General features: G+C 55.8%; 25 protein-coding genes. 10 read left to right on the top strand and 15 right to left on the bottom strand.

Going from position 1 to position 26615, the window contains the following annotated elements; translation table 11 throughout:
- Positions 1-5: 5 nt before the first annotated feature.
- The 9 genes from recO to rpoE form a co-directional block, all read right to left on the bottom strand.
- Positions 6-746, bottom strand: coding sequence for a DNA repair protein RecO (recO, locus tag QFI97_RS07895; RefSeq protein ID WP_095101323.1), 741 nt, complete (start codon positions 744-746; stop codon positions 6-8).
- 131 nt (positions 747-877) lie between these two features.
- Positions 878-1783 (bottom strand): GTPase Era, encoded by a 906-nt coding sequence (era, locus tag QFI97_RS07890; protein ID WP_095100195.1) that lies wholly within the window; start codon positions 1781-1783, stop codon positions 878-880.
- Positions 1780-2460, bottom strand: coding sequence for a ribonuclease III (gene rnc, locus QFI97_RS07885; RefSeq protein WP_041146753.1), 681 nt, complete (start codon positions 2458-2460; stop codon positions 1780-1782). Before rnc ends, era begins: the two co-directional genes overlap by 4 nt.
- Positions 2461-2754: 294 nt before the next feature.
- Positions 2755-3729, bottom strand: coding sequence for a signal peptidase I (lepB, locus tag QFI97_RS07880; RefSeq protein WP_095100192.1), 975 nt, complete (start codon positions 3727-3729; stop codon positions 2755-2757).
- Positions 3730-3745: 16 nt separating this feature from the next.
- Positions 3746-5545, bottom strand: coding sequence for a translation elongation factor 4 (lepA, locus tag QFI97_RS07875; RefSeq protein WP_346430878.1), 1800 nt, complete (start codon positions 5543-5545; stop codon positions 3746-3748).
- Positions 5546-5731: 186 nt separating this feature from the next.
- On the bottom strand, positions 5732-6211 hold the full coding sequence (gene rseC / locus QFI97_RS07870; protein WP_095100186.1) for a SoxR-reducing system protein RseC: 480 nt from the start codon (positions 6209-6211) through the stop codon (positions 5732-5734).
- The gene (rseB, locus tag QFI97_RS07865) at positions 6208-7164 is read right to left on the bottom strand and encodes a sigma-E factor regulatory protein RseB (RefSeq protein WP_095100183.1); all 957 of its coding nucleotides are present in this window, start codon (positions 7162-7164) and stop codon (positions 6208-6210) included. Before rseB ends, rseC begins: the two co-directional genes overlap by 4 nt.
- Entirely contained in the window at positions 7164-7814 is a 651-nt protein-coding gene (gene rseA, locus QFI97_RS07860; protein ID WP_041146759.1) for an anti-sigma-E factor RseA, read from the bottom strand. The genes rseB and rseA overlap by 1 nt, the downstream gene beginning before the upstream one ends.
- Positions 7815-7845: 31 nt before the next feature.
- A complete protein-coding gene (rpoE, locus tag QFI97_RS07855; protein ID WP_041146760.1) occupies positions 7846-8421 on the bottom strand; it encodes an RNA polymerase sigma factor RpoE in 576 nt (191 codons plus the stop codon).
- A 420-nt stretch (positions 8422-8841) separates the two neighbouring features.
- On the opposite strand from rpoE, the gene nadB reads away from it, so the two are divergent.
- Entirely contained in the window at positions 8842-10461 is a 1620-nt protein-coding gene (gene nadB, locus QFI97_RS07850) for an L-aspartate oxidase (protein WP_346430877.1), read from the top strand.
- Here nadB and trmN read toward each other — a convergent pair.
- Positions 10446-11183, bottom strand: coding sequence for a tRNA(1)(Val) (adenine(37)-N(6))-methyltransferase TrmN (gene trmN, locus QFI97_RS07845; RefSeq protein WP_346430876.1), 738 nt, complete (start codon positions 11181-11183; stop codon positions 10446-10448). The two genes, nadB and trmN, sit on opposite strands and share 16 nt — an antisense overlap.
- A gap of 130 nt (positions 11184-11313) precedes the next feature.
- On the opposite strand from trmN, the gene srmB reads away from it, so the two are divergent.
- Entirely contained in the window at positions 11314-12639 is a 1326-nt protein-coding gene (gene srmB / locus QFI97_RS07840; protein WP_346430875.1) for an ATP-dependent RNA helicase SrmB, read from the top strand.
- Between the two features lie 117 nt (positions 12640-12756).
- Complete coding sequence (locus tag QFI97_RS07835) at positions 12757-13476, top strand: GntR family transcriptional regulator (RefSeq protein ID WP_095100171.1); 720 nt, start codon at positions 12757-12759, stop codon at positions 13474-13476.
- On the opposite strand, the gene QFI97_RS07830 is transcribed toward QFI97_RS07835, so the two are convergent.
- Entirely contained in the window at positions 13477-14676 is a 1200-nt protein-coding gene (locus tag QFI97_RS07830; protein WP_346430874.1) for an enolase C-terminal domain-like protein, read from the bottom strand.
- Between the two features lie 273 nt (positions 14677-14949).
- Between QFI97_RS07830 and QFI97_RS07825 the strand changes: the two genes are divergently transcribed.
- Complete coding sequence (locus tag QFI97_RS07825; protein WP_346430873.1) at positions 14950-16314, top strand: PTS transporter subunit EIIC; 1365 nt, start codon at positions 14950-14952, stop codon at positions 16312-16314.
- 54 nt (positions 16315-16368) lie between these two features.
- Here QFI97_RS07825 and grcA read toward each other — a convergent pair whose 3' ends face one another.
- Complete coding sequence (grcA, locus tag QFI97_RS07820) at positions 16369-16752, bottom strand: autonomous glycyl radical cofactor GrcA (RefSeq protein ID WP_076947771.1); 384 nt, start codon at positions 16750-16752, stop codon at positions 16369-16371.
- 316 nt (positions 16753-17068) lie between these two features.
- On the opposite strand from grcA, the gene ung reads away from it, so the two are divergent.
- Complete coding sequence (gene ung, locus QFI97_RS07815; RefSeq protein ID WP_095100162.1) at positions 17069-17758, top strand: uracil-DNA glycosylase; 690 nt, start codon at positions 17069-17071, stop codon at positions 17756-17758.
- A gap of 80 nt (positions 17759-17838) precedes the next feature.
- Here the strand turns inward: ung and QFI97_RS07810 are convergent, their stop codons facing one another.
- Positions 17839-18909, bottom strand: a complete 1071-nt coding sequence (locus QFI97_RS07810; protein WP_346430872.1) for a tRNA/rRNA methyltransferase — start codon at positions 18907-18909, stop codon at positions 17839-17841.
- A gap of 203 nt (positions 18910-19112) precedes the next feature.
- Between QFI97_RS07810 and trxC the strand changes: the two genes are divergently transcribed.
- The 5 genes from trxC (at position 19113) to QFI97_RS07785 (ending at position 24836) form a co-directional block, all read left to right on the top strand.
- On the top strand, positions 19113-19538 hold the full coding sequence (gene trxC / locus QFI97_RS07805; RefSeq protein ID WP_346430871.1) for a thioredoxin TrxC: 426 nt from the start codon (positions 19113-19115) through the stop codon (positions 19536-19538).
- A 70-nt stretch (positions 19539-19608) separates the two neighbouring features.
- A complete protein-coding gene (gene tapT, locus QFI97_RS07800; protein WP_095100153.1) occupies positions 19609-20307 on the top strand; it encodes a tRNA-uridine aminocarboxypropyltransferase in 699 nt (232 codons plus the stop codon).
- Positions 20308-20342: 35 nt separating this feature from the next.
- A complete protein-coding gene (locus QFI97_RS07795; RefSeq protein ID WP_346430870.1) occupies positions 20343-23000 on the top strand; it encodes a bifunctional acetate--CoA ligase family protein/GNAT family N-acetyltransferase in 2658 nt (885 codons plus the stop codon).
- A 114-nt stretch (positions 23001-23114) separates the two neighbouring features.
- A complete protein-coding gene (gene pssA, locus QFI97_RS07790) occupies positions 23115-24470 on the top strand; it encodes a CDP-diacylglycerol--serine O-phosphatidyltransferase (protein WP_346432074.1) in 1356 nt (451 codons plus the stop codon).
- Between the two features lie 42 nt (positions 24471-24512).
- Complete coding sequence (locus QFI97_RS07785; protein ID WP_095100144.1) at positions 24513-24836, top strand: YfiM family lipoprotein; 324 nt, start codon at positions 24513-24515, stop codon at positions 24834-24836.
- A 3-nt stretch (positions 24837-24839) separates the two neighbouring features.
- On the opposite strand, the gene QFI97_RS07780 is transcribed toward QFI97_RS07785, so the two are convergent.
- Together QFI97_RS07780 and QFI97_RS07775 are read right to left on the bottom strand one after the other, a co-directional pair.
- A complete protein-coding gene (locus tag QFI97_RS07780; protein ID WP_346430869.1) occupies positions 24840-26138 on the bottom strand; it encodes an MFS transporter in 1299 nt (432 codons plus the stop codon).
- 201 nt (positions 26139-26339) lie between these two features.
- Positions 26340-26615, bottom strand: a 276-nt coding sequence (locus QFI97_RS07775; protein WP_346430868.1) for a hypothetical protein, incomplete at its 5' end; no start/stop codon positions are given.

Below are 26615 nucleotides of genomic sequence, written 5' to 3'. Positions count from 1 at the left end.
AATCCTCATTGTTCATTATTTGTTTTATCTGCTCGCGCCGCTCTGGCGGGGATAAACTGGCGAAACAGCTCCCGGCTCTTTAGCGGCTTGCCGCCAAGATACGGCTTCAGGGCGATACGGGTAAAGCGTTTGGCAGCACGTAAGGCATCGCTATCCGGAAATTCACGGTTAGCCAGCGCTTTCAAATGGTGCCCGGTAAAGCTGCTGTTATCAATAACCATGCTGGCGATAAAGCCTTTTTCTTCGCGGTAACGATAGGTCATGGTATCGGAGACCGCTTCGCCGCTACCGGCGCAGTGCAGGAAATCGACGCCGTAGCCGAGATGTCCGAGCAGGGCCAGCTCGAAACGCCGTAGAGCGGGTTCCGGCGAACCGCTCGCGCCGGCCAGCGCCTGGAGGCAGTGCAGGTAGTCGAAGAACAGTTCAGAGAAGCGGGTTTCGTGTTCGAGCACGCGGGAGAGCAGCTCATTGACGTAGAGACCGCTATAGAGCGTGATCCCGCTGAGCGGGAGCGCCAGCGAAACGGCTTCGGCGCTGCGCAGCGTTTTGACTTCGCCACGGCCGCCAAAGCGGAGCAGTAAGGGGGTAAAAGGTTGGAGAGCGCCTTTGAGGCTGGAGCGTTTGGAACGCGCGCCTTTAGCAACAAGGCGCACGCGGCCCGACTCTTCCGTGAAGACGTCCAGCATCAGGCTGGTTTCGCTCCAGGGACGACTATGCAGAACGAAAGCGCGCTGCCAGCCTTCCATCATACGCGTCGTCTTGCAGGCTGCAGGGGCGTTGGCTGCGTCCGCACACCCTGGTCACTTACTACGGTAAGCTCCCGGGGACTCGCGGTCCTGCCGCCTGCCTGCACCTCGAAAGCCATAGAGTATCAAACTCAGAGATCGTCAACGTAACCGAGGCTGCGCAGCGCGCGCTCGTCGTCGGCCCAGCCGGATTTCACCTTCACCCACAGTTCGAGGTGAACCGGCGCTTCGAACATATCCTGCATGTCTTTACGCGCTTCAATACCGATGGTTTTGATTTTGGCACCTTTGTTACCAATAACCATCTTCTTCTGCCCTTCACGCTCAACCAGGATCAGGCCGTTAATATCATAACCGCCGCGTTCGTTGGTCTGGAAACGCTCGATCTCTACCGTTACGGAGTACGGCAGCTCGGCCCCGAGGAAGCGCATCAGCTTCTCACGGATGATTTCAGAAGCCATAAAGCGCTGGGAACGATCGGTGATGTAATCTTCCGGGAAGTGATGAATCGCTTCCGGCAGATGTTTACGCACGATCCCGGCGATAGTATCGACGTTGGTCCCGGTTTCTGCGGAAATCGGCACGATATCGAGGAAGTTCATCTGGCTTGCCAGGAACTGCAGGTGCGGCAGCAGATCGGCCTTTTCCTGCACGTTATCGACTTTGTTCACCGCAAGAATAACCGGCGCCCTGGCGTCGCGCAGCTTGCCCAGCACCATTTCGTCGTCGGCGGTCCAGCGGGTGCCTTCAACAACGAAGATCACCAGCTCAACGTCGCCAATCGAGCTGCTCGCCGCTTTGTTCATCAGGCGGTTAATCGCCCGCTTCTCTTCCATATGCAGGCCCGGGGTATCAACGTAGATTGCCTGATACGGCCCTTCGGTATGGATACCGACGATGCGGTGACGCGTGGTCTGCGCTTTACGAGAAGTAATAGAAATCTTCTGCCCAAGCAGCTTGTTCAACAGCGTGGATTTACCCACGTTCGGGCGGCCAACGATGGCAACAAACCCGCAATAACTTTTTTCTTCGCTCATTCCAGCTCCAGCTTTTTCAGCGCCTGTTCGGCGGCAGCCTGCTCCGCCTTGCGACGGCTGGAACCCGTGCCGACCACCGGTTCACTCAGGCCGCTAACCTGGCAGTGGATAGTAAATTCCTGATCGTGTGCTTCCCCGCGCACCTGGACAACCAAATAAGATGGCAGCGGCAGGTGGCGACCCTGCAGATATTCCTGCAGGCGGGTCTTCGGATCTTTTTGCTTATCGCCCGGGCTAATTTCGTCCAGACGAGTTTGGTACCAGGAGAGGATCAGGCGTTCGATATTCTGGATATCGCTGTCGAGGAAGACTCCGCCAATTAACGCTTCAACGGTATCTGCCAGAATCGATTCGCGACGGAAGCCACCGCTTTTCAATTCACCCGGCCCCAGACGCAGGCACTCACCCAGCTCAAACTCGCGAGCGATTTCCGCCAGCGTGTTGCCTCGTACCAGCGTCGCGCGCATGCGGCTCATATCGCCTTCGTCAACCCGAGGGAAGCGATGGTAGAGCGCATTCGCGATCACAAAACTCAAAATAGAGTCGCCTAAGAATTCCAGGCGCTCATTGTGTTTGCTGCTGGCACTGCGGTGAGTTAATGCCTGTTGCAACAGCTCCTGATGATTAAAAGTGTAGCCCAGCTTCCGTTGAAGCCGATTAATTACGATGGGGTTCATGCGTTACCAATAAATGAATGCGTCAAAAATGCAGCACACGAAACCGACCTGAGCACTCTCGCCAACTTCACGTTGCATGCGCGCTTGCTTGTCGCCTTTCTGCAACCCAAATTATTGAGAGTATAAACAACCAACGCGGTTTCGTGTGCAGTGTCACTCTTACGAGAGACAACCAAAACTTCGGGGGGATATTCTATACGCAACGACAAGGGATGTCGTTAGTTTGGATGGATTTAAATATTAAATAATTCACGCTGCCGATATTGCGGCGGCAGCGTGAATCGGTCAGGAAAATTAGTGGATGCTGCCGATGCGCGATAAACGTACGCCGGTCGGCCACTCGCCTTCCTGTTTTTCGAAGCTCATCCAGATGGCCGTGGCTTTACCCACCAGGTTTGCTTCCGGCACAAAACCCCAGTAGCGGCTGTCCGCGCTATTATCGCGGTTGTCGCCCATCATGAAATAGTGGCCCGGCGGCACAATCCAGGTCGCCAGCGGCAGACCGGACTGGTGGTAGTACATACCTACCTGATCCTGAGCAATCGGCACGGTCAGAATCCGATGGGTAACGTCACCCAGCGTCTCTTTGCGTTCGGTCAGACGGATACCGTCAGCCTTGCTCTCGCCCTTCGGCAGCTGCCAGAAGCCGCTGGTCGCTTCACCGCCGTTGCTGCGCGAGAAAGTCTGGACGAAATCGCTCGGCTCAACGTTGGAGTAAGTGACCGGCAGCGCGTTGCCGCACGCCTGTCCGGAACTGCATCCCGGCTGGATAGTTACCTGCTTGGTCAGCGGATCGTAGGTGACTTTATCACCCGGTAAACCCACCGCCCTCTTGATGTAGTCAAGGCGCGGATCTTCCGGGTATTTAAACACCACGATATCGCCACGCTTCGGATGCCCGGTCTCGATCAGCGTTTTCTGGTAGATAGGATCTTTAATCCCGTAAGCAAACTTCTCTACCAGAATAAAATCACCGATCAGCAGCGTCGGCATCATTGAGCCTGACGGGATCTGGAAGGGTTCGTAAATAAATGAACGCACCACCAGCACGATGGCCAGCACCGGGAACACCGAGGCACCCGTTTCCAGCCAGCCCGGTTTCGGGCCGACTTTCTTCAGCGTCGTTTTATCAAGCCCTTCGCCGGTCGCCGCCTGAGCGGCGGCCTGACCTGCGCGGCGCTTCGGTGCGAAGATAAACTTATCCAGACACCATAAAAGCCCCGTTACCAGGGTTGCGATCACCAGGATCAGGGCAAACATGTTCGCCATGCCAACTCCTTAATGGTTATTTTCCGTCTTTACCCACGTGCAGAATGGCGAGGAACGCTTCCTGCGGCAGCTCAACGTTGCCTACTTGCTTCATTCGCTTCTTACCGTCTTTCTGCTTCTGCAGCAGCTTCTTCTTACGGCTCACGTCGCCGCCATAGCATTTCGCCAGGACGTTTTTACGCAGCTGCTTAACGGTAGCACGGGCGATAATGTGGTTGCCGATTGCCGCCTGAATCGCGATATCGAACTGCTGACGAGGGATCAGCTCTTTCATCTTCTCCACCAGCTCGCGACCGCGGTACGGGGCGTTATCGTTGTGGGTGATCAGCGCCAGCGCATCGACGCGCTCGCTGTTGATCAGCACATCTACGCGCACCATGTTGGAGGCCTGGAAGCGCTTGAAGTTGTAGTCCAGCGACGCGTAGCCGCGAGAAGTTGACTTCAGGCGATCGAAGAAGTCGAGAACCACTTCCGCCATCGGGATTTCATAGGTCAGCGCAACCTGTTTACCGTGGTAAACCATGTTGGTCTGCACGCCGCGCTTCTCAATGCACAGGGTGATGACGTTGCCGAGGTACTCCTGCGGCAGCAGCATATGGCACTCCGCAATAGGCTCGCGCAGCTCCTGAATATTATTCAGCGGCGGCAGCTTGGACGGGCTATCGACGTAGATGACCTCTTTCGCCGTCGTCTCGACTTCGTAGACCACCGTTGGCGCCGTGGTAATCAGGTCCAGATCGTATTCGCGCTCCAGACGCTCCTGGATGATCTCCATGTGCAGCAGGCCGAGGAAGCCGCAGCGGAAACCAAAGCCCAGCGCCGTCGAGCTTTCTGGTTCATAGAACAGAGAGGCGTCGTTGAGGCTCAGTTTGCCCAGCGCATCGCGGAAGCTTTCGTAATCATCAGAGCTTACCGGGAACAGGCCGGCGTACACCTGCGGCTTGACCTTTTTGAAGCCAGGCAGCGCTTTGTCCGCCGGGTTGCGGGAAGTGGTCAGGGTATCGCCCACCGGCGCGCCGAGGATGTCTTTAATCGCGCATACCAGCCAGCCTACCTCACCGCATTTCAGCTCGGTACGATCGACCTGTTTCGGCGTGAAAATACCGAGGCGATCGGCGTTATAAATCTGCCCGGTACTGATGACCTTAATCTTGTCACCCTTGCGCATGGTGCCGTTTTTAATACGCACCAGCGAGACGACGCCGAGGTAGTTGTCGAACCAGGAGTCGATGATCAGGGCCTGCAGCGGGGCGTCCGGATCACCTTCCGGCGGCGGAATGTCGCGCACCAGACGCTCCAGCACATCCGGAACGCCTACGCCGGTCTTCGCCGAGCAGCGAACCGCATCGGCGGCGTCGATACCGACGATGTCTTCAATTTCTTCCGCCACGCGTTCCGGATCGGCCGCAGGCAGGTCGATTTTGTTGAGGACCGGCACAACTTCCAGGTCCATTTCCATCGCGGTATAGCAGTTTGCCAGCGTCTGGGCTTCCACCCCTTGACCGGCATCGACAACCAGCAGCGCGCCTTCGCAGGCGGCCAGAGAACGCGAAACTTCATAGGAGAAGTCGACGTGTCCCGGGGTGTCGATAAAGTTCAGCTGGTAGGTCTCACCGTTGGTGGCCTTATAATCCAGGGTGACGCTTTGCGCCTTAATGGTGATGCCGCGCTCACGCTCAAGATCCATGGAATCCAGTACCTGGGCTTCCATTTCACGATCGGAAAGGCCACCGCAAATCTGGATGATACGGTCAGACAACGTAGACTTACCGTGGTCAATGTGGGCGATGATTGAAAAGTTACGTATATTCTTCATATTTAGAGTTAATTATGCCTTACGCGTATCATGAGGCCGCTGTTCTGTGCCTGACGTTTTTTAATCCGAAAACGCCGCATTCTACACTACATCCGTGAAACCAGGAAATGCTCTTACAGCTAGCATAACCGGAGTAAATGGCGGGATCTTACGAGAATGGTAAATAAAAAATAAAGGCCAGTGGAATCACTGGCCTGCTTCTGAAGAGGGTGTCTCAATACGGACTAAATCGGGCGCTAAACCCACGCTAATGATGATCGGCTGCCACGACTGGCGAGCGGCCAGACCGGGGGACAGCCCGCGCGCAACCAGGAATCCGCCGACGCCGCCGAGTATCGCGCCGCAGAGGGAGGCAAAATCATTAGAGAACAGCACCTGGAAGATGGATGCCATCACAAACAGTCCAAACAGCGGCGCCATATACACTAAGAGCGCAGAGCCTAATAAGCTGCTTTCCGCGATGCCGAGCTCCACTTTTTGCCCGGCGCTCAGCGGCTGTGCGCTGGGCACGCTGATAGTGTGGCTGGTTTGCGGTCCCAGCTTATTCAGCACCCGGCTACCGCAGCCGGCTCGAGAGGCGCAGCTGCTGCAGGACGCTTTGACATCGCAGTGCACCTGCGCCATTCCGTTGTGCCAGGAAACGACGGTCGCCCACTCTTTAATCATTGTACGGCCTTAAATTTGATGCTGTCGGCAATGCGCTTAGCCGTTTGCGGCGGCAGTTCGCCCACAACGGTAATCTCCGCGCTGTCGCGTACCGTCGTACTCACGGTACGACGCCCGGTGCGCAGCAGCTGATCGCTGCTGTTTGCCGTCGCGCGATTCACGTTAATCGAGAAGCTAAACAGTCCGTCCGAATAGAGACGAGATTCCACCGGGCCATCGAAGGTTGGCAGACGGCGCTGGCTGCTGGATATCTCGGAGACGCCCTGCGGTAGCCAGGCCGGCGCCCAGTTGAAGTTAGCTTTATCGCCGCCTTCCGGCACCGACAGCTGCGGAGGCAAATTAGCCTTCGCCAGGGTCTCCATGCTGCTGCTTACCTTATCGCCAACGCTAAAGGACACAACCCGGAACTGTTCCAGAGTTTCGCCATCGCGATCGAGCAGATCGACCCGCATCGGCAGCCGGGTCTCCGCATCCAGCCAGACGATATAGCTATAGCGCGTTCCGTCTCTCGCCACCACGCGGATCACTTCGCACAGGCGATCGGCAATACGCGTGCGCCCCACGGAGATGAAGTCGTAGTATGCCGCCAGACGTTTGAAATCGGTATAGGCCAGTGAAGGCAGGGAATCAACGATGTAGTCACCGTTCAAGGTGAACGGGTCGAGCCCAGGCTCAAAGTAGCTGATTTCGTTACCGCGCAGCACAACCTCACGGCGGGGGCCATCGAGCTGTAGAAGCTGAGCGAGAGGTTGATTGTTCAGCCGTGCGTGACGATAACGCAGCGACTCAACGCCCTGTTTGTTGATACTGACGAAAGACAGCTCATAATTGAGGGACTGGCTAGCCAGGTTCATTTGCTGCAACAACGCCCCGGAAGAGGTATCAGCCGAGGCGTTGACAGAGAAGAACAGGCTGCCTGCCATGAGCGACATGGCACACCAAAGTTGCTTCATTACTGCGATTGCGTTCCTAAAGTTTGATAACCCGGTACCTGAACGGCGGCCTGCTGAGTCTGGGCTTGACCAAACTGAAGCTGTTCGGCATGCAGGCGACGCTGTAATTCATAGTCCTGCAGCATGGCATTAATACGACGACGCTGCTCCTGGACCTGCACCTGTTGGCCGGTTCCTGCGGATGCATCAGCCGGTACGCCCAGGCTCACCGGACTCGCTTTACCCATCATCGGCATGGTATTAAACACCGGTGCTTCAGGCTGCTGAGATGATTCGGTTTGCCCATTATACTGCTGGACGCCGACGATAACAGCAAGAGATACGCACGCGGCAACGCCCATCTGCGTAAGCGAACTGGCCCACGGACGCACTTTCTGCCAGAAAGGCATCTGACGCCACTGGTGCGGTGCCGGCTGAGATTCAGGAATTAGCGGCACCGTCTGGCGAACGGGCTCGTTTTCAATGGCGGCCATCACGCGAGCTGAGATATCAAAGTGGAGCATCTCAGCGGTGTCGCCTCTCAGCGAATCGCGGATGAGATGGTAGCTCTCCCAGGTCTTTTGCATTTCAGAAGAACCGCTCAGCTCATTAAGCAGTTCGTTATCCAGCGTTTCACCATCCATTAAGGCCGAAAGTTTTTCTTTCTGCATGCCTGATACCCTTTTCAGTATTCCGCTATCGTCAACGCCTGATTAGCGGTTGAACTTTATTATCAATAGCTTCTCGTGCCCGGAATATACGCGAACGTACCGTACCTACCGGACAATCCATGATAGCGGCTATCTCTTCATAGCTTAGGCCATCAAGCTCCCGTAACGTAATTGCCATGCGTAAATCTTCCGGGAGCGATTCAATGGTACGAAAAACTATTTGTCTCAGTTCTTCTGACAACATTAAGTTCTCAGGGTTCGAAATTTCTTTCAGCGCCCCGCCGCTTTCGAAGTTTTCTGCCTCATTGGCATCGACATCGCTGGACGGTGGGCGACGACCCTGAGCAACCAGATAATTCTTCGCCGTGTTTACGGCGATACGATATAACCAGGTATAAAAAGCGCTATCCCCCCGGAAAGAATCCAGGGCACGCCATGCTTTTACGAACGACTCCTGAACAACGTCAGGAATATCGCCCTGCGGCACGTAGCGGGAGACCAGGCTCGCGACCTTATGCTGATAGCGCACCACCAGCAGGTTAAACGCTTTCTGATCTCCTTTCTGGACCCGTTCGACGAGGACCTGATCCGTTAACTGCTCGCTCATCCGAGGTAATGTCTCCCCAAACCTAATTCCCATGAGTCTTCAAAGCACTACCCAATCACTGCATTATGAGCAAGCAATCGTTGGAGTACCTGAAAACAATAAAGTTCCGTTACGCCTTTGATTTTTGTCTGGCAACGGCGGACGATTTGTTATCTCTCATTATATGTCCCGTTACTCAGCCGCAGATAAGATGATGAGGAAAAAGCGTAAGGTCCGCGAGAAGGGTAACGTAACACGGTTTATATTTCACTATAAAATCTGAAGCTAACGATCTGCTTCGCAAATATTTTCTTTCGTTTTGCTCCCGCCGGTTTAGCGCCGAATGTTTAGTTGCCACAACTAACGGTAAAAAAAATGTACGATTCATCACGACCTGGTGCTATTGTGGCTCAATCGTGTTTAGTAAATTAAACAAAGGCCATGAATACAACTCCTGAGTTCTCCTGTGATGTATTGATTATTGGCAGCGGCGCTGCCGGTTTGTCGCTTGCCTTGCGTTTAGCGGAGCACAGTTCGGTCACCGTACTGAGCAAAGGCCCGATCAGCGAAGGCTCCACCCTCTATGCGCAGGGCGGTATTGCCGCCGTCTTTGATGAAACGGACAGCATCGAATCTCACGTGGAGGATACGCTGATCGCCGGAGCGGGCCTTTGCGATCGTCACGCCGTTTCCTTCGTGGCGAGTAACGCCAAACCCTGCGTGCAGTGGCTTATCGATCAGGGAGTGCTGTTCGATACCCAGGTCCAGGCCAACGGCGAGGAGAGCTATCACCTGACGCGTGAAGGCGGCCACAGCCATCGCCGCATTCTCCATGCCGCCGATGCCACCGGTAAAGCGGTGGAAACCACCCTGGTCAGCCAGGCGCTTTCACACCCCAATATCCGCGTGCTCGAACGCAGCAATGCCGTCGATCTGATTATTTCAGACAAGATTGGCCTGCCCGGCGCTCGTCGGGTCGTCGGCGCGTGGATCTGGAACCGTAATAAAGAAAAGGTCGAGACCTGGGGGGCGAGAGCCGTTGTTCTGGCAACCGGCGGCGCGGCCAAGGTGTATCAATACACCACTAACCCGGACGTTTCATCCGGCGACGGCATTGCTATGGCCTGGCGGGCGGGCTGTCGCGTCGCCAACCTTGAGTTCAATCAGTTCCACCCTACCGCGTTGTACCATCCGCAGGCGCGCAATTTCCTGCTGACCGAAGCGCTGCGCGGTGAAGGCGCCCATCTGAAGCGTCCGGACGGTTCACGCTTTATGCCCGATTTTGACGCCCGCGGCGAGCTGGCTCCGCGCGACATTGTCGCCCGCGCCATTGACCATGAAATGAAGCGTCTCGGCGTTGACTGCATGTATCTTGATATCAGCCATAAGCCGGAAGCCTTTATCCGTCAGCACTTCCCGATGATCTACGAGAAATTACTCGGTCTCGGTATCGACCTGACGAAAGAACCGGTCCCTATCGTACCGGCGGCGCATTACACCTGCGGCGGAGTGATGGTCGACGATAACGGTCGGACCGATGTCGAGGGGCTGTATGCTATCGGCGAAGTCAGCTACACCGGGCTTCACGGCGCCAACCGCATGGCATCCAACTCGCTGCTCGAATGTCTGGTCTACGGCTGGTCGGCCGCCGAAGATATCCTGCGCATCATGCCTCAGGCCCGGGCGGTTACCGATCTGCCGGCCTGGGACGAGAGCCAGGTTGAAATCCCCGATGAGCTGGTCGTTATCCAGCACAACTGGCACGAGCTGCGCCTGCTGATGTGGGACTACGTCGGGATTGTGCGCACGACCCGTCGCCTGGAGCGCGCCCTGCGGCGCATTACCATGCTGCAGCAGGAGCTCGACGAATACTATGCCCGCTTCCGCGTCTCCAACAACCTGCTGGAGTTGCGTAACCTGGTACAGGTTGCCGAGCTGATTGTACGCTGCGCGATGCTGCGCAAAGAGAGCCGCGGCCTGCACTATACGCTGGACTACCCGGATCTGCTGCCGGACAGCGGGCCGTCGGTTCTCGTGCCGGAAACTCACATAAAGAGATAAAAGTCCTGGGTCAGCGCGGTAAACCCCTCGGAGTATTGCTGCTCTGGCCCACGGATAATCAGCCTGTCACTGAAGCACTCCCCTGCCGTCGGCGAGAAGGCAAGGAGCACCCGATGCGGCGCGCGCATTTCCGTTTCCGCCACGTCGGTGCGTAAACGCAGATGCCAACCCATCGTTTGCGCGCGCCGGGCAAAGGTATCGCCAATATCCACCGGCAGCACCACGCAGAAAAAGCCCTCTTCTGTGATACACTCTGCGGCACAGCTTAATAGCGTCACGTGATCGAGCGTGGTCGTATATCGCGCCTGTTCGCGCTGCGATGTTGCGCAGGGCACGCCTTCAGCAAAAAAAGGCGGATTACTGACAATCAGCTCATAGCGTCGGGTTTGCGGCGGCTGCCACTGCTGAATATCGGCTTGATGCACCTGGATGCGGGCGGACCAGGGAGAAGCCGCGGCGTTTTCCCTCGCCTGATCTGCCGCATCTTCATCCAGCTCAACCGCATCCAACGCCACCAGCTCCCCGGTACGCTGAGCCAGCATCAGGGCCAGCAGGCCGCTGCCGGTACCGATATCCAGCACGTGTTTAACCTGAGCAATCGGCGCCCACGCGCCGAGCAAAATGCCGTCGGTGCCAACTTTCATTGCGCAACGGTCGTGAGCGACAAAGAATTGTTTAAACGTAAAACCATTGCGCGGCAGCGCAAACTTCGACTGAGACATCCTGACAACCTTGCGGGCGAAAACTCCTGAGCTTAAGGCTATGCACAATACCGGAGAACAGATAGCCTTACAAACAGATGAACATTATGCCCGTAACGTCTATAATCGTCGGTCCACTCAGAGGTAGATAATGACTGTAACGACTTTTTCCGAACTTGAACTCGACGAAAACCTGCTGGAAGCCCTCCAGGAAAAAGGTTTCACACGCCCGACAGCCATTCAGGCCGCCGCTATTCCGCCTGCGCTCGATGGCCGTGACATTCTCGGTTCAGCCCCGACCGGCACCGGTAAAACAGCGGCGTATCTGCTGCCAGCGTTGCAGCACCTGCTTGATTTCCCGCGCAAGAAGTCAGGGCCTCCGCGTATTCTGATCCTGACGCCGACCCGCGAGCTGGCGATGCAGGTTGCTGACCATGCCCGCGAACTGGCAGCGCACACGCATCTCGATATCGCCACCATCACCGGCGGCGTCGCGTACATGAACCACGCTGAAGTGTTCAGCGAAAACCAGGATATCGTGGTCGCCACCACCGGGCGTCTGCTGCAGTATATTAAAGAAGAAAACTTCGACTGCCGCGCCGTAGAAACGCTGATCCTCGATGAAGCGGACCGGATGCTGGATTTGGGCTTCGCTCAGGATATCGAACATATTGCCGGTGAAACCCGCTGGCGCAAGCAGACAATGCTGTTCTCCGCGACCCTCGAAGGCGATGCCATCAAAGATTTTGCCGAGCGTCTGCTGGAAGAGCCGGTGGAAGTGTCCGCCTCTCCTTCTACCCGCGAGCGGAAGAAAATCCATCAGTGGTACTACCGCGCCGATGACGTTAAGCATAAAACCGCGCTGCTGATAAACCTGCTGAAACAGCCGGACGCCACCCGTTCTATCGTCTTTGTGCGTAAGCGCGAGCGCGTTCATGAGCTGGCATCCTGGCTGCGCGAAGCCGGTATCAACACCTGCTGGCTGGAAGGCGAAATGGTTCAGGCCAAGCGTAACGAAGCGATTAAGCGCATGACCGATGGCCGCATGAACGTGCTGATTGCCACCGATGTCGCCGCGCGCGGGATCGATATTCCGGACGTTAGCCACGTCTTCAACTTCGATATGCCGCGCACCGCGGATACCTACCTGCACCGTATCGGTCGAACCGGTCGTGCCGGGAAGAAAGGCGTTGCTATTTCACTGGTTGAAGCCCATGACCACCTGCTGCTGGGTAAAATCGGTCGCTACATTGACGAGCCGCTGAAGGCACGTGTTATCGACGAACTGCGCCCGTCAACCCGCGCACCGAGCGAGAAGCAGACCGGTAAACCTTCAAAGAAAGTGCTGGCTAAACGCGCAGAGAAGAAAAAAGAAGATAAAGAAAAGCCGCGCGTGAAGAAACGTCACCGCGATGCTAAAAATATCGGCAAGCGTCGTAAGCCGAGCGGCAGCGATACGCCGCAGCAGTCGAGCTAAGAGTACAAGGACGCCGGGATATCCCGGCGTTTTTGCATTTACGTCCGCTGGCGACAACGCCGCGGGGAGTGATATCGGGCGTTCCCCCTTGTGCCGGCGAGTCAGGAATTCATCATCATGAAAAAAAAAGATTTCGTCACCCAGGATCTGCTCAGCAAAATCTACCAGCACAATGACCCCGGCCCCCGCAAGCTCCCGCCTGAACGCCGGCTGGCGGAGGAGTATGGCGTCTCACGGTTTACCATTCGCCAGGCGCTGGAAAAACTCTCTGACATCGGCGTCATACGTATCGTGCAGGGCTCAGGGATTTGGATAAACGAGCGAATGAGCAACAACCCGCTGGTGTATAACTCCATCACCGAAAAGCGTTTCGATCGGATGCGCTATCGGACAATCAGCCTGCATAAAAAGCGCCCCGACCGCGCGGAGCAGCAGATTTTCGGCATAACGGATGAGGAGTTTATCTGGCAATTTTGCCGCCTGCGCTTCGTTGATGACGTAGCGGTGCAGATTGAGATTTCGCGGATGCCGGCCGCCGCCTTTGCCGATCTTAGCCGGGAGGTTATCGAACGCTCGCTGCAGCAGTACGTACTTTCCAAGGGCTATCAAATTTCACATTTGCTCACCACCTATCAGGCGGTGAGCGTCAGCCGGGAACAGGCCGCCCTGCTGGGCTGCAAAAAAGGCATTCCGGCCATGCATATTAACAATCGAGGAATTCTCGACGGCGGGCAGGTGTATGAAATCAGCGATATCATCGATATCAACTACTCCTGCACCTACGTTATTCCGCATAATCGCGACAGCTTAACCTTCCGCCAGGCGCCCTCGGACTAATTATGGCGTATGGATCGTGCCGTCAGGCAGGCGGCTCTGCGTCCATTCGTGCGGACGATAGACAACAGGATACGTCTGCGCCAGCTGTTGGTTAAAGCCGACGCCAATCCCTGCCGCCGTTGGTGGATAGATAAACCCGTTATTGACGCCGGGCGCTCCGGGGAATACCGCATCAGTAGCGGCAGAACGCGGTATAAACTCCTGGATTGCGGCATTATTGAGGTAGATATTCAGGTGGGTATTGACCGCAACCCCAATTGGCGTCATATCGCCGGGCCCGTGCCACGCCACGCGCACGCCGAATGCCTGACACAGCACCGCCAGCTTCAGGGCCGGCGTAATCCCGCCAATCTGGGAAATATGGCAGCGGATAAAATCAATCTGCCGGTTAACAATCAGGTCATGCCATTCAGCCGGATTATTAAACAGCTCCCCCATCGCGAGCGGAATTGCGCTTTGCTGGCGGATCTGCGCCAGCCATGCGCTCTGCTGCGGCGCTAAAATATCCTCAATAAACCACGGCTGATAGGGCTCGAGCTGCTTCGCCAGCTGCAGCGCCTGCTGCGGGAAGAGCCGTTCGTGGACGTCATGGAGGATATGAAAACGGTGTCCGTAGCGCGCTCTCAGCAGCCGGAACATCTCCACCGTATTCCTGATGTACTCATCCTGGTCGTAATAGGCGCCCGGCGTCGGGTTCTCCGGCGTATGCATCGCCTGCGCAGTGCCGCCGTAAAAGCCCAGCTGGCAGCGGATGTGGCGATAGCCCTCCTCCAGCAGACGCTCAACGGATATAAACAGCGCCTCGGGCGTCTCACCGCTAGCGTGGGCGTAAGCCGGGATAGCATCACGCGATTTGCCGCCAAAAAGCTGGTACAGCGGCATTCCCGCCAGCTGGGCTTTGATATCCCAAAGCGCCATATCAACGCCGGCAATGGCGTTATTCATTACCGGCCCGTTTCGCCAGTAGGCGTTGACGTTCATCATCTGCCAGAGGTCTTCGATATTGTTCGCATCACGGCCAAGCAGCAGCGGCTTAAGGTATTCATTAACCATCGTTTTGACCGCCAGCGGACGCTGCTGGAAAGTCGCGCAGCCGTGGCCGACGGTACCTTTGTCGGTGGTCACGCGTACCGTGACCAGGTTATGACGATCGGGACGGGTGATAAAACACTCAATATCAGTAATTAGCGTAGCGTTCACGGCAAGGCTCCCTGCGGCAAAAATAAAAGGTGATGCCAATTATCTTCACCCTATTTATTACGCAAGGTAAACCTTTTTATTTAATAAAATTTTGGTTCGTAAAACAGATTTAATTTCATTAAAAACCGGACCAATTTAGATAAATACTGCCAATACATCCTATAACAGCGGTTATTTGTGACTAAACTCATATTTTATTGGTTTGTTTTTATAAATCGGCTTATTTACCATTTCACGACGTAAACAGCACAACACATTGCTTCAGGAGCCGGTATGGAGACGCAAGATGCAATCAGCAGAATTATTTTGCTGATTGGCGGAAAAGAAAATATTAATAACGTCTGGCACTGTATGACCCGATTACGCTTTGATTTAATTGATGATAACAAAGTAGAAAAAGAAGAGATTAAGAAACTGCCCGGCGTGCTCGGCGCGCAGCTGCAGAGCGATCAGTTTCAAATTATCATCGGGCCGAAGGTTAATAGCTGGTATGAACGCCTGCTCGCGGCATTAGGTACCGTCGGCGAAAAGGCTGCCGAAAAGCCCCGCCAGCGTAAGGGGCTGGTGTCGCTGTTTATGGATACCGTCTCGGGCGTTTTTGGCCCAATCGTGCCGGCCATTGCCGGCGCCGGGATGATAAAGGGCCTGCTGGCCGGACTGATCGCGTTGAAAGCGGTACCGCAAAATAGCGACAGCGTAATGATCATCGACCTTATCGCCAGCGGCGTATTCTATTTCCTGCCCTTTTTCCTTGCCGTCTCGGCGGCAAAGATCTTTAAGACCAACGAGTATCTGGCCGTCGCCGTTGCCGCCTGCCTGATGTATCCAACCCTGATTGACGCCGCGAAGGCGCTGGCGGCCCATCACGAGGGGGCGGCTTCCGCGCTGTGGCTGCTTAACGCCGTTCCCATCCCCGTGTTCAACTACGCATCCAGCGTGATCCCGGTTATTTTCTCCGTGCTGGCGCTGAAATATATCTACGCCTGGGTCGATCGCATTATGCCCGAGGTGCTGAAAACCGTTTTCACGCCGACGCTGGCGCTGTTTCTCGGCGCGCTGGCGGCGCTGGTGGTTATTGGTCCGGTTGGCATTTGGCTTGGCAAAGCGCTGGCGTGGTTTATTGAAGGCCTGTTCGGGATATCCGCGGGCTTTGCCGGGCTGGTTGTGGGCGCCATCCGCCCGGTCGCGATCCTGACGGGCATGCATCATGCCATGACGCCCATTGCCCTGCAAAACTTCAGCGATCGCGGTTACGACATGCTGATGCCAATGATGTTTATGGCAAATATGTCGATAGCGGGCGCGACCTTTGCTATCTGGCGCGTAAGCAAAAACCGGCAGGAGCGTACGGTGACGCTGTCCGCGGCAATTTCAGCGCTGCTTGGGATCACCGAGCCCGCCCTGTTTGGCGTCTTAACGCGCTATAAAAAAGCGTTCGTCGCGGCAACCATTGCCAGTTCGCTGGCCTCGGCCTTTATCGCTTTCTTCGGCGTGCGGCTGTATGGCTATATTTTATCAAGCATTTTTAGCCTGCCGGCTTACATCGGCCCCTACTTTATCTTTGCGCTGTCAGGCGTGGCTATCGCCATAATATTGTCGTTCACGCTCACCACGCTGCTGGTGAGACGGGAACCGTAGCCCGACATAATAAAAAACCCCCGGCTCGATTGAACCGGGGGTTTTTGCTAACGCTTACAGACTTTCAGTGAAAGTACGCGCGATGACGTCGCGCTGCTGCTCTGGCGTCAGAGAGTTAAAACGTACCGCATAGCCCGATACGCGGATGGTCAGCTGCGGGTATTTCTCCGGATGTTCAACCGCATCCATCAGCGTTTCACGACGCAGGACGTTAACGTTCAGGTGCTGGCCGCCTTCAACGCGGACTTCCGGTTTAACGTCGAGCGGGATCTCACGGTATTCGATTTCGCCGAGCTTATTCACCGCAACCACGTCATCTTCAGCAAAACCACCTTTTGCACACAGGCAACGCGCTTCACCTTTTTCGCTATCCAGCAGCCAGAAAGAGTTCAGCAGGTCGTCGTTTGCAGCTTTAGTAATTTGGATACCTGTAATCATGTGATGCCTCCCTTAGGCAATATTTATTCGTTCTGTTGGCCCGTTCATGGCCAATTGGTAAAACCATTGTTGTATGAGTGTATATATATCAGCCGAACACCCGGCATTCATTGACTTAAATCAACAAAAACCACTAATTAAAAGTGGGTATGAAGGGATATTATTGTTTTACATCAAGTTACGCCATAACGGATGCCAAATAATTTTGTAAATTTTCAACTATTTTTGCAGAAAAAACGTCAGCAAAGCGGCGCCGATTTTGTTATGCAGAAAGAAGCAGTTAAGCTATAGCGATACCACTTTGCAGGAGAGCAAGATGACCACCCCACTGACCTGGCACGACGTGCTGGCGGAAGAGAAGCTACAGCCCTATTTTGTGAATACCCTGAAAACCGTCGCCGAAGAGCGCCAGTCGGGCATCACGATTTATCCACCGCAAAAAGATATTTTCAACGCCTTCCGCTACACCGAAATTGGGGATGTAAAAGTGGTTATCCTCGGGCAGGACCCCTATCACGGGCCAGGGCAGGCGCACGGCCTGGCCTTTTCCGTACTGCCGGGTATCCAGACTCCGCCGTCTCTGTTAAATATGTATAAAGAGCTGGAGGGGACCATTCCTGGATTCAGCCGTCCGGAGCATGGTTATCTCGAAAGCTGGGCGCGTCAGGGCGTGCTGCTGCTCAACACGGTATTAACGGTGCGCGCGGGGCAGGCGCATTCTCATGCCAGCCTTGGCTGGGAAACCTTTACCGATAAGGTTATTGCGCTGATCAACGAGCATCGGGAAGGAGTTGTGTTTTTACTGTGGGGCGCGCACGCGCAGAAGAAAGGTGCCATCATCGACCGCCAGCGCCACTGCGTGCTGAAGGCGCCGCATCCGTCTCCGCTCTCCGCCCATCGCGGTTTTTTCGGCAGCAACCATTTTGTCCAGGCCAACCAGTGGCTGGCCGAACGCGGCGAAGCGCCGATCGACTGGATGCCGACCTTACCGGCCGCCGGGAAGTAATCGGGTTACTCGCCCGTTACGCTATGCGCAAATACAAAAATGCCAGCATTACGCTGGCATTTTTTCAGGCAGGTCAGGCATCAGGCCTTGTTCTGGCGCCACCATTCGGCCAGCAGAACGCCGGTCGCGACGGAGACGTTCAGGCTTTCCACGTTGCCAGTGCCTTCGATAGCCACGTTCAGATCCGCGCTGGAGATCGTCGCATCAGACAAGCCATCACGCTCCTGTCCTAACGCCAGGACCATTTTCTTCGGCAACTCGGCTTTGTAGAGCGGCGTCCCGTTGTGGCTGGAGGTAGAAACAATCGCGTAGCCAGCCGCGCGGAACTGCTCCAGAGTGTCGAGGAAGCTATCGCCGGTAATCGGCTCTACGTGCTCGGCGCCGCCCTCTGCGGTACGGATGGCCGCACCGGACTCCAGCATGCCGGCATCCTGAACCACCACGCCCTTCACGCCGAAGTGAGCGCAGCTACGCATGATTGCGCCAAGATTGTGCGGGTTGCCGACGTCTTCAAGCGCCAGTACGCAGTCTTCAGCATCGGCCTTAGCGACCCACTGCGCAACGGAAGTCCCGTTACGTTTCTTAATCAGGAAGCAAACTCCGCCGTGGTGCTCAGTGCCGGACGCTTTCGCCAGCTCGGCTTCGTCAACCACGTGATAGGCTTTACGGTTGGCCGCCATCCAGCGCAGGGCTTCTTTAAAACGCGGGGTGACGCTTTGCACGAACCAGGCGCGAACGATAGCGTCCGGGCGGCTCTGGAAAAGTGCCTGGCAGGCATTTTCGCCGTACACGCGGGTCTCTTCCGCACGCTGACGACGCAGTACTTCCGGATCGATAAAGCTTTTACCGCTGATCCCGCCGTGATCCGGTTTTGCTGCCGTTTCATCATTCGGAGCACGTGAAACTGTACGCCACGGGGAACCCCCTTCACGATCGAAATCATCGCGTTTACGATCGTCACGTTTGCGGTCGTCGCCGCGGCTGTTTCTTTCATCGCGGGCAGGGCGGCTACGGCCGTCAACACGAGATTTTCCTGGGCGCCCTCCCCCTTTCCCGGTACGCGGGTTATGGGTGCGTCTGTCAGAATCATCATCACTGCGGACATACATCACTTTGACCTTGCCGCTTTTATTTTTCAGTTCGTCGCTCATCAATTTTCTCCACCTGCGCTGCGCGAAGCGCGCAGATTACCCGATGTATCACCGCTTCGCCATTATTTCGTTTAAAAGATAGGGTCTATCGTATTCATCGAACAAAACGCATTGTTGTTTAGCGGTACCTAATCGATAATATGTAACATTACAGATACAAATCGGCCACGTGCCGTGCTGCAACCCATAACCAGAGGTTAGTTATGAATACCGTTTGTGCCAGTTGTCAGGCTCTGAACCGCATCCCCGACGATCGTAGCGCCGATGGCGCTAGATGCGGACGCTGCGGCCACGATCTTTTTGACGGCGACGTCATCAACGCGACCGGGGCAATGCTGGATAAACTGCTGAAGGACGATCTGCCGGTTGTTGTCGATTTCTGGGCCCCGTGGTGTGGACCCTGCCGTAATTTCGCCCCGATCTTTGAAGACGTTGCGGAAGAACGCAGCGGCCAAATGCGCTTCGTGAAGGTCAACACCGAAGCTGAACGTGAGCTGAGCGCGCGTTTTCGCATTCGCAGCATTCCGACCATTATGATCTTTAAAAACGGCGAAGTCATCGACATGCTGAACGGAGCGGTACCAAAAGCGCCGTTCGACAGCTGGCTTAACGAAGCCAACCAGCAGTAAACCTGACGGGGCAGCGCTTGTGCCCCGTTTTCACCTCTGCGACAATGGCGTTTTCTCTTAGCGATCCCCCATGATTGATAACGCCGTTCTTCGCCTGCGTGCCGAACGTCTCGCGCGCGCGACCCGACCTTTTCTTGCTCGCGGTAACCGTATCCACCGCTGCCAGCGCTGTTTACTGCCGTTGAAGCAGTGCCTGTGCGCAACCCTCGCGCCAGCGGCGGCGGCCAGCCGTTTTTGCCTGGTGATGTTCGATACTGAACCGATGAAGCCAAGCAATACCGGGCGCCTTATCGCGGATATCCTGCCGGACACCGAGGCATTTCAGTGGTCACGAACCGAGCCGCCGCAGGCGCTACTCGATCTGGTCGCCGATCCTGATTACCAGCCAATAGTCGTTTTCCCGGCGTCGTATGCCGGAACGGAACGCGAGGTGCTGAGCTCGCCGCCTGCGGGTAAGCCGCCGCTATTTATCATGCTCGACGGCACATGGACCGAGGCGCGGAAAATGTTCCGTAAGAGTCCCTGGCTTGACGCGCTGCCGGTCATTTCCGTCGATCTTTCGCGTATCTCGGCCTATCGCCTGAGAGAGGCCCACGCGGAGGGACAGTATTGTACGGCAGAAGTGGCCATCGCCCTGCTGGATCTCGCCGGGGACACAAACGCCGCGCTCGCGCTCGGCGATCACTTTAGCCTGTTCAGAAGCCGCTATCTGGCAGGAAAGACGCAGCATAAGGGCAGTATCACAGCACAAGAGGCAGAAAACGTTTAAAATCATCCGGTCACTGGGGATCAAAGGAGACCGGTATGAGCCAACGAGGCCTGGAAGCACTATTGCGGCCAAAATCGATCGCCGTCATTGGCGCATCAATGAAACCGCAGCGTGCCGGTTATCTGATGATGCGCAACCTGCTGGCCGGGGGCTTTAACGGCCCGGTGCTGCCGGTCACTCCGGCGTGGAAAGCCGTACAGGGCGTGCTGGCCTGGCCGACTATCGATAGCCTGCCGTTTACTCCCGATCTTGCCGTTCTCTGCACCAACGCCCGGCGAAATCTTGAGCTGCTTGAGGCGCTGGGGAAAAAAGGCTGCAAAACCTGCATTATTCTCTCCTCGCCGCCGGAGCAGTACCCCGCGCTGCTTGAGCATGCCGCCCGCTATCAGATGCGGCTACTGGGCCCAAACAGCCTCGGTCTGCTGGCGCCCTGGCAAGGGCTGAATGCCAGCTTTTCGCCGGTCCCGATTCGTCGAGGCAAGCTGGCGTTTATCTCCCAGTCCGCTGCGGTTTCGAATACCATTCTTGACTGGGCACAGCAGCGCGAAATGGGTTTCTCATACTTTATTGCGCTGGGCGACAGCCTGGATATCGACGTTGACGATCTGCTCGATTTCCTTGCCCGCGATAGCAAAACCAGCGCCATTCTGCTCTATCTCGAACACCTCAGCGATGCCCGCCGCTTTGTTTCTGCGGCCCGGAGCGCATCGCGCAATAAGCCGATCCTGGTGATTAAAAGCGGACGCAGCCCGGCGGCGCAAAAGCTGCTGCACGTAAACTCAGGTATGGACCCGGCCTGGGACGCCGCGATTCAGCGAGCGGGCCTGCTGCGGGTGCAGGATACCCATGAGCTCTTCTCCGCCGTCGAGACGCTGAGCCATATGCGCCCGCTGCGCGGCGAGAAATTAATGATTATCAGCAACGGCGCGGCCCCTGCGGCGCTGGCGCTGGACGAACTTTGGCTGCGCAATGGCAAGCTTGCGTCGCTAAGCGACGAGACCGGCGACAGGCTGCGTCAGGCGCTGCCGGGTAGCATCGATATCGCTAACCCGCTGGATCTGCGCGACGATGCCAGCAGCGAGCACTATCTCAAGGCGCTGAACGTGCTGCTGGATAGCCAGGATTACGATGCCCTGCTGGTCATTCACTCGCCGAGCGCGGCCGCGCCGGGAACCGAAAGCGCGCTGGCGCTGATTGACGCCTTAAAAAACCATCCGCGCGGCAAGTACGTTACGGTGCTGACGAACTGGTGCGGCGAATACTCTTCTCAGGAGGCCCGACGCCTGTTCAGCGATGCGGGGCTGCCAACCTATCGTACGCCGGAAGGCACGATTACCGCTTTTATGCATATGGTGGAATATCGGCGTAACCAGAAGCAGCTGCGGGAAACGCCGGTGCTCTCGGATATGGTCACGGCCAATACTGCGGAAGCCCATACGCTGCTACAGCAGGCAATAACCGAAGGCGCAACCACCCTGGATACCCATGAAGTCAGCCCGGTGCTACACGCCTATGGTATCCATACCCTACCGACGTGGATTGCCGCCGACAGCGCCGAGGCGGTGCGCATCGCCGAGCAAATTGGCTATCCGGTCGCCCTGAAGCTGCGGTCACCGGATATCCCGCACAAGTCGGAAGTGCAGGGCGTAATGCTCTATTTGCGTACCGCCGCCGAAGTACAGCAGGCGGCGGATGCCATTTTTGACAGGGTAAAAATGACCTGGCCGCAGGCGCGCATTCATGGCCTGCTGGTACAGAGCATGGCGAATCGCGCCGGAGCGCAGGAGCTGAGGGTAGTCGTTGAACAGGATCCGGTTTTCGGCCCGCTGATTATGCTGGGTGAAGGCGGCGTCGAATGGCGCGCGGAAGATCAGGCCGCCGTCGCCCTGCCGCCGCTGAATATGAACCTTGCCCGCTATCTGGTGATCCAGGCGATCAAAAGCAAAAAGATCCGTGGCCGTAGCGCCCTGCGCCCGCTGGATATCTCCGGCTTAAGCCAGCTGCTGGTTCAGGTGTCGAACCTTATCGTCGACTGCCCGGAGATCCAGCGTCTGGATATTCATCCTCTGCTGGCGTCCGGCAACGAGTTTACCGCGCTCGACGTGACGCTAGGCCTTGCCCCGTTTACCGGCGATAGCGAAAGCCGCCTGGCAATACGCCCCTATCCCCAGCAGCAGGAGGAGTGGGTGGTGTTGAAAAATGGCGAACGCTGCCTGTTCCGCCCGATTCTGCCTGAAGATGAACCGCAGCTGCTGGCCTTTATTGCTCAGGTGACCAAAGAGGATCTCTATTACCGCTACTTCAGCGAGATCAATGAATTTACTCACGATGATTTAGCCAATATGACGCAGATCGACTACGATCGAGAAATGGCCTTTGTTGCCGTACGCGCGACCGCAGAGGGAGAGGAGATCCTCGGCGTCACGCGCGCGATTTCCGATCCCGATAATATTGATGCAGAATTCGCCGTCCTGGTCCGCTCTGACCTGAAGGGTTTAGGTTTAGGCCGCCGGCTGCTGGAAAAGCTGATTACCTATACGCAAAGCCACGGTTTGCAGCGTTTGAACGGGATCACGATGCCCAATAACCGGGGCATGATTGGTCTTGCCAGAAAGCTTGGTTTTAAGGTGGATATTCAGCTGGAAGATGGGATTGTCAGCTTGTCCCTGCAATTTCCAGCGCAACAATCATAAACTGGCGGCCGCAATTGTTGACCACTTTAGCGGGTAGTAATGTTATTATTGCCCGCTTACGTCGTCTGCATGGTACAGAAGACCCTTCAATAAACAGAGAAGAAACGCACTGTGATGTTGTCAAAATTTAAGCGCAATAAACATCAACAACACCTTGCCCAACTCCCTAAGCTTTCTCAGTCAGTTGATGATATCGAGTTCTTTTACGCTCCCGCAGATTTTCGGCAAGCGTTACTGGCAAAGATAGCTCACGCCACTCAGCGTATTTGCATTATTGCGCTCTATCTGGAGCAAGATGATGGCGGCAAAGGAATTCTGCAGGCACTCTATGACGCTAAACGCCAGCGTCCAGAATTAGATGTTCGCATCCTGGTTGACTGGCACCGAGCCCAGCGCGGGCGCATTGGCGCTGCGGCAGCCAACACTAACGCCGACTGGTACTGCCGCATGGCGCAGGAAAATCCTGGCGTTGATATCCCGGTTTACGGCGTGCCGGTGAATACCCGCGAAGCGCTCGGCGTACTGCATTTTAAAGGTTTCATCGTTGATGACTGTGTGCTTTACAGCGGCGCCAGCCTGAATGATGTTTACCTTCATCAGCATGACAAATATCGCTACGACCGCTATCAGTGCATTCGCAACGGCAAAATGGCCGACGTGATGTTCGATTGGGTTGAGCATAATCTGGTCGAAGGCCGCGGCGTGAACCGCCTCGACAGACCCGATCGTCCAAAAAGCCCGGAAATTAAAAATGATATCCGTCAGTACCGCCAGGAACTGCGGGACAGCGGCTATCGTTATGTCGGCGATGCTGACGACGATCGGCTGTCGGTGACGCCGCTGGTCGGCCTCGGGAAATCAAGCCTGCTGAATAAAACCATCTTCCATCTGATGCCCTGCGCTGAACGGAAGCTGACTATCTGCACGCCGTACTTTAACCTTCCTGCCCTGCTGGTGCGTAATATCATCCAGCTATTGCGCAGCGGAAAGACCGTAGAAATTATCGTGGGCGATAAGACGGCGAACGACTTCTATATTCCGGAAGATCAGCCGTTTAAGATTATCGGTGCGCTCCCCTATCTGTATGAAATAAACCTACGCCGCTTCCTGAGCCGGCTGCAGTACTATGTCAACACTGACCAGCTGATTGTCCGTTTGTGGAAAGATGACGATAACAGCTATCATCTGAAAGGCATGTGGGTTGATGACGAATGGATGCTGCTGACCGGCAATAATCTTAATCCGCGCGCGTGGCGCCTCGATCTGGAAAATGCCATTCTTATTCACGATCCGCAACGCCAGCTTGGCGCGATGCGTGAAAAAGAGCTGCACCTGATTCGCCAGCATACGACGGTGGTGAAACACTATCGCGACCTGCAAAGCATCGCCGATTATCCGGTAAAAGTGCGTAAGCTGATTCGCCGTTTGAGGCGCATCCGTATCGACCGGCTTATCAGCCGTATTCTCTGAATTGCAGCCCCGCTTCCGCCGGGGCTTTTTTATGGGATCGTTATGCGTAAAGTCATCATCATCGCTCCTCTGCTGCTGACCGGCTGTAGCCATATGGCCAATGATTCATGGCATGGCCAGGATAAGGCCCAGCATTTTATCGCCTCAGCCATGCTCTCCGCAGCGGGTAACGAATACGCTCAGCATCAGGGTTACAGCCGCGATCGCAGCGCCGCCATCGGCTTTATGTTTTCGGTAAGCCTGGGCGCTTCGAAGGAGCTGTGGGATAGCCGCCCGGCGGGGAGCGGCTGGAGCTGGAAAGATTTTGCCTGGGACGTGGCCGGCGCCACGACCGGTTACGCGGTGTGGCAGCTGGCGCATCAGTAATATCTACAGGCGTAATCCCTTGCCCTTACGGTGCAGCATCAGGGAGACGAAGAAAGCTAACGCTCCCATGACGGTGACATACCAGTAAAACGCGTGTTCTGTTCCGACTGATTTTAACAGCAATGCGACATATTCAGCCGAGCCGCCGAACAGCGCATTGGCGACCGCATAAGATAAACCAACGCCTAGCGCGCGGACCTGTGCCGGGAACATCTCCGCCTTCAAAATACCGCTGATCGAGGTATAGAAACTGACGATCAGTAAGGCGCACATAACGAGTGCGAAGGCGGCATATGGCGACGTCACGCTTTGTAATGCGCTCAAAATCGGTACGGTAAAAAGGGTCACGAGTGAGCCAAAACAGAGCATTGAGGTGCGGCGGCCAATCCTGTCCGATAGCGCACCAAATAGCGGCTGAGCCAGCATATAGAAAAACAGAGCGGCGGTCATAATCATGCTGGCCGTACTGGCGTTCATACCTGCGGTATTGACCAGGTATTTCTGCATATAGGTCGTAAAGGTGTAAAAGCTTAGCGAACCGGCGGCGGTAAAGCCCAGCACCATCATGAACGCCCGGCGATTACGCCATAGCCCTTTAAAGGAGCCCGCTTCTTTCAGCGCCCGGGTCTCTTGCTGCGACGTTTCATCCAGCTGGCGTCGGAGCCATAGGGCGACTATCGCCAGCGCTGCGCCAAGAGCAAAAGGAATACGCCAGCCCCAGGCATGCAGCTGTTCATCGCTGAGAATTTGCTGCAGCGCCACCACGACCAGCACCGCCAGCAGCTGCCCGCCGATTAGCGTTACGTACTGGAAGGATGCATAGAAACCTTTCTTACCCTCAACGGCAACCTCACTCATATACGTTGCGCTGGTTCCGTATTCACCACCGACTGAGATGCCCTGGAAAAGTCGGGCCAGCAGCAGGAGTACGGGCGCCCAGGTGCCGATCGTCTCGTAGCCCGGCAAACAGGCAATGACCAACGACCCCATGCACATCATGCACACCGAGATGAGCATCGAGGTTTTACGCCCACGGCGATCGGCGATACGGCCAAATAGCCATCCGCCAATTGGCCGCATCAGAAATCCGGCGGCAAACACGCCTGCGGTTTGTAGTAACTGGGTAGTGGTGTTTCCTGAAGGGAAAAAGATATGCGCAAAGTAGAGAGAGCAGAATGAGTAGACATAAAAATCAAACCACTCGACCAAATTCCCTGAAGATGCTCCAACAATTGCCCATATGCGACGGCGGGTATCAGCGTGTTTCAGCGATCCCCGCTCGTTAATACTACTTTCTACCATTGTTATTCTGCTCCAGCAAAGACTGCAATCTGTCTCGTCGGGCGTACCGCGTCACTTAGACAAATCAATTAGTAAAACAAATGTTATATAATTGTTATATTTTTATATGTGATTTATGTCACATTTATTTTCGTCATGCGGGTATTCGGAATGAACGCTAAAGCAGAAGAGGGGATAGAGTGAAATATGGTGATGAGGTGGCTACAGTAGGCTTTTATGTTGCAGCTGCAGGTTTATTCGACGCGGCGCGCAGCGCCCGTGCCGGGCGGCGTCCCGCTGCTTTTCCTGAACCGCGGACAACAAAAAAACCCCATGCCTGCGCATGAGGTTTCTTCGTCTGTCTGATGCCTGGCCGTTGTATGCCGGGCCTCCTGCCCGCCACCCTCCGGGCTGCACGGCGTGCTGTGCAAATTCGTTCCCGACGAATTTGTCCTCCTCAGGAGTGCGCTTACCGACAAACAACAGACAAAACAAAAG

The sequence above is a fragment of the Klebsiella scottii genome, assembly GCF_036561945.1.
GTDB classification, from domain to species: Bacteria; Pseudomonadota; Gammaproteobacteria; order Enterobacterales; family Enterobacteriaceae; genus Klebsiella; species Klebsiella scottii.
Note: the sequence above shows the minus strand (reverse complement) of the source record. Positions and strands in the feature narration are given on the sequence as shown.

Excerpts from the sequence above, each read along its gene's own strand:
- recO (WP_095101323.1), bottom strand. The coding sequence starts at position 746 with ATGGAAGGCTGGCAGCGCGCTTTCGTTCTGCATAGTCGTCCCTGGAGC.
- era (WP_095100195.1), bottom strand. The coding sequence starts at position 1,783 with ATGAGCGAAGAAAAAAGTTATTGCGGGTTTGTTGCCATCGTTGGCCGC.
- rnc (WP_041146753.1), bottom strand. The coding sequence starts at position 2,460 with ATGAACCCCATCGTAATTAATCGGCTTCAACGGAAGCTGGGCTACACT.
- lepB (WP_095100192.1), bottom strand. The coding sequence starts at position 3,729 with ATGGCGAACATGTTTGCCCTGATCCTGGTGATCGCAACCCTGGTAACG.
- lepA (WP_346430878.1), bottom strand. The coding sequence starts at position 5,545 with ATGAAGAATATACGTAACTTTTCAATCATCGCCCACATTGACCACGGT.
- rseC (WP_095100186.1), bottom strand. The coding sequence starts at position 6,211 with ATGATTAAAGAGTGGGCGACCGTCGTTTCCTGGCACAACGGAATGGCG.
- rseB (WP_095100183.1), bottom strand. The coding sequence starts at position 7,164 with ATGAAGCAACTTTGGTGTGCCATGTCGCTCATGGCAGGCAGCCTGTTC.
- rseA (WP_041146759.1), bottom strand. The coding sequence starts at position 7,814 with ATGCAGAAAGAAAAACTTTCGGCCTTAATGGATGGTGAAACGCTGGAT.
- rpoE (WP_041146760.1), bottom strand. The coding sequence starts at position 8,421 with ATGAGCGAGCAGTTAACGGATCAGGTCCTCGTCGAACGGGTCCAGAAA.
- nadB (WP_346430877.1), top strand. The coding sequence starts at position 8,842 with ATGAATACAACTCCTGAGTTCTCCTGTGATGTATTGATTATTGGCAGC.
- trmN (WP_346430876.1), bottom strand. The coding sequence starts at position 11,183 with ATGTCTCAGTCGAAGTTTGCGCTGCCGCGCAATGGTTTTACGTTTAAA.
- srmB (WP_346430875.1), top strand. The coding sequence starts at position 11,314 with ATGACTGTAACGACTTTTTCCGAACTTGAACTCGACGAAAACCTGCTG.
- QFI97_RS07835 (WP_095100171.1), top strand. The coding sequence starts at position 12,757 with ATGAAAAAAAAAGATTTCGTCACCCAGGATCTGCTCAGCAAAATCTAC.
- QFI97_RS07825 (WP_346430873.1), top strand. The coding sequence starts at position 14,950 with ATGGAGACGCAAGATGCAATCAGCAGAATTATTTTGCTGATTGGCGGA.
- grcA (WP_076947771.1), bottom strand. The coding sequence starts at position 16,752 with ATGATTACAGGTATCCAAATTACTAAAGCTGCAAACGACGACCTGCTG.
- ung (WP_095100162.1), top strand. The coding sequence starts at position 17,069 with ATGACCACCCCACTGACCTGGCACGACGTGCTGGCGGAAGAGAAGCTA.
- QFI97_RS07810 (WP_346430872.1), bottom strand. The coding sequence starts at position 18,909 with ATGAGCGACGAACTGAAAAATAAAAGCGGCAAGGTCAAAGTGATGTAT.
- trxC (WP_346430871.1), top strand. The coding sequence starts at position 19,113 with ATGAATACCGTTTGTGCCAGTTGTCAGGCTCTGAACCGCATCCCCGAC.
- tapT (WP_095100153.1), top strand. The coding sequence starts at position 19,609 with ATGATTGATAACGCCGTTCTTCGCCTGCGTGCCGAACGTCTCGCGCGC.
- QFI97_RS07795 (WP_346430870.1), top strand. The coding sequence starts at position 20,343 with ATGAGCCAACGAGGCCTGGAAGCACTATTGCGGCCAAAATCGATCGCC.
- pssA (WP_346432074.1), top strand. The coding sequence starts at position 23,115 with ATGTTGTCAAAATTTAAGCGCAATAAACATCAACAACACCTTGCCCAA.
- QFI97_RS07785 (WP_095100144.1), top strand. The coding sequence starts at position 24,513 with ATGCGTAAAGTCATCATCATCGCTCCTCTGCTGCTGACCGGCTGTAGC.
- QFI97_RS07780 (WP_346430869.1), bottom strand. The coding sequence starts at position 26,138 with ATGGTAGAAAGTAGTATTAACGAGCGGGGATCGCTGAAACACGCTGAT.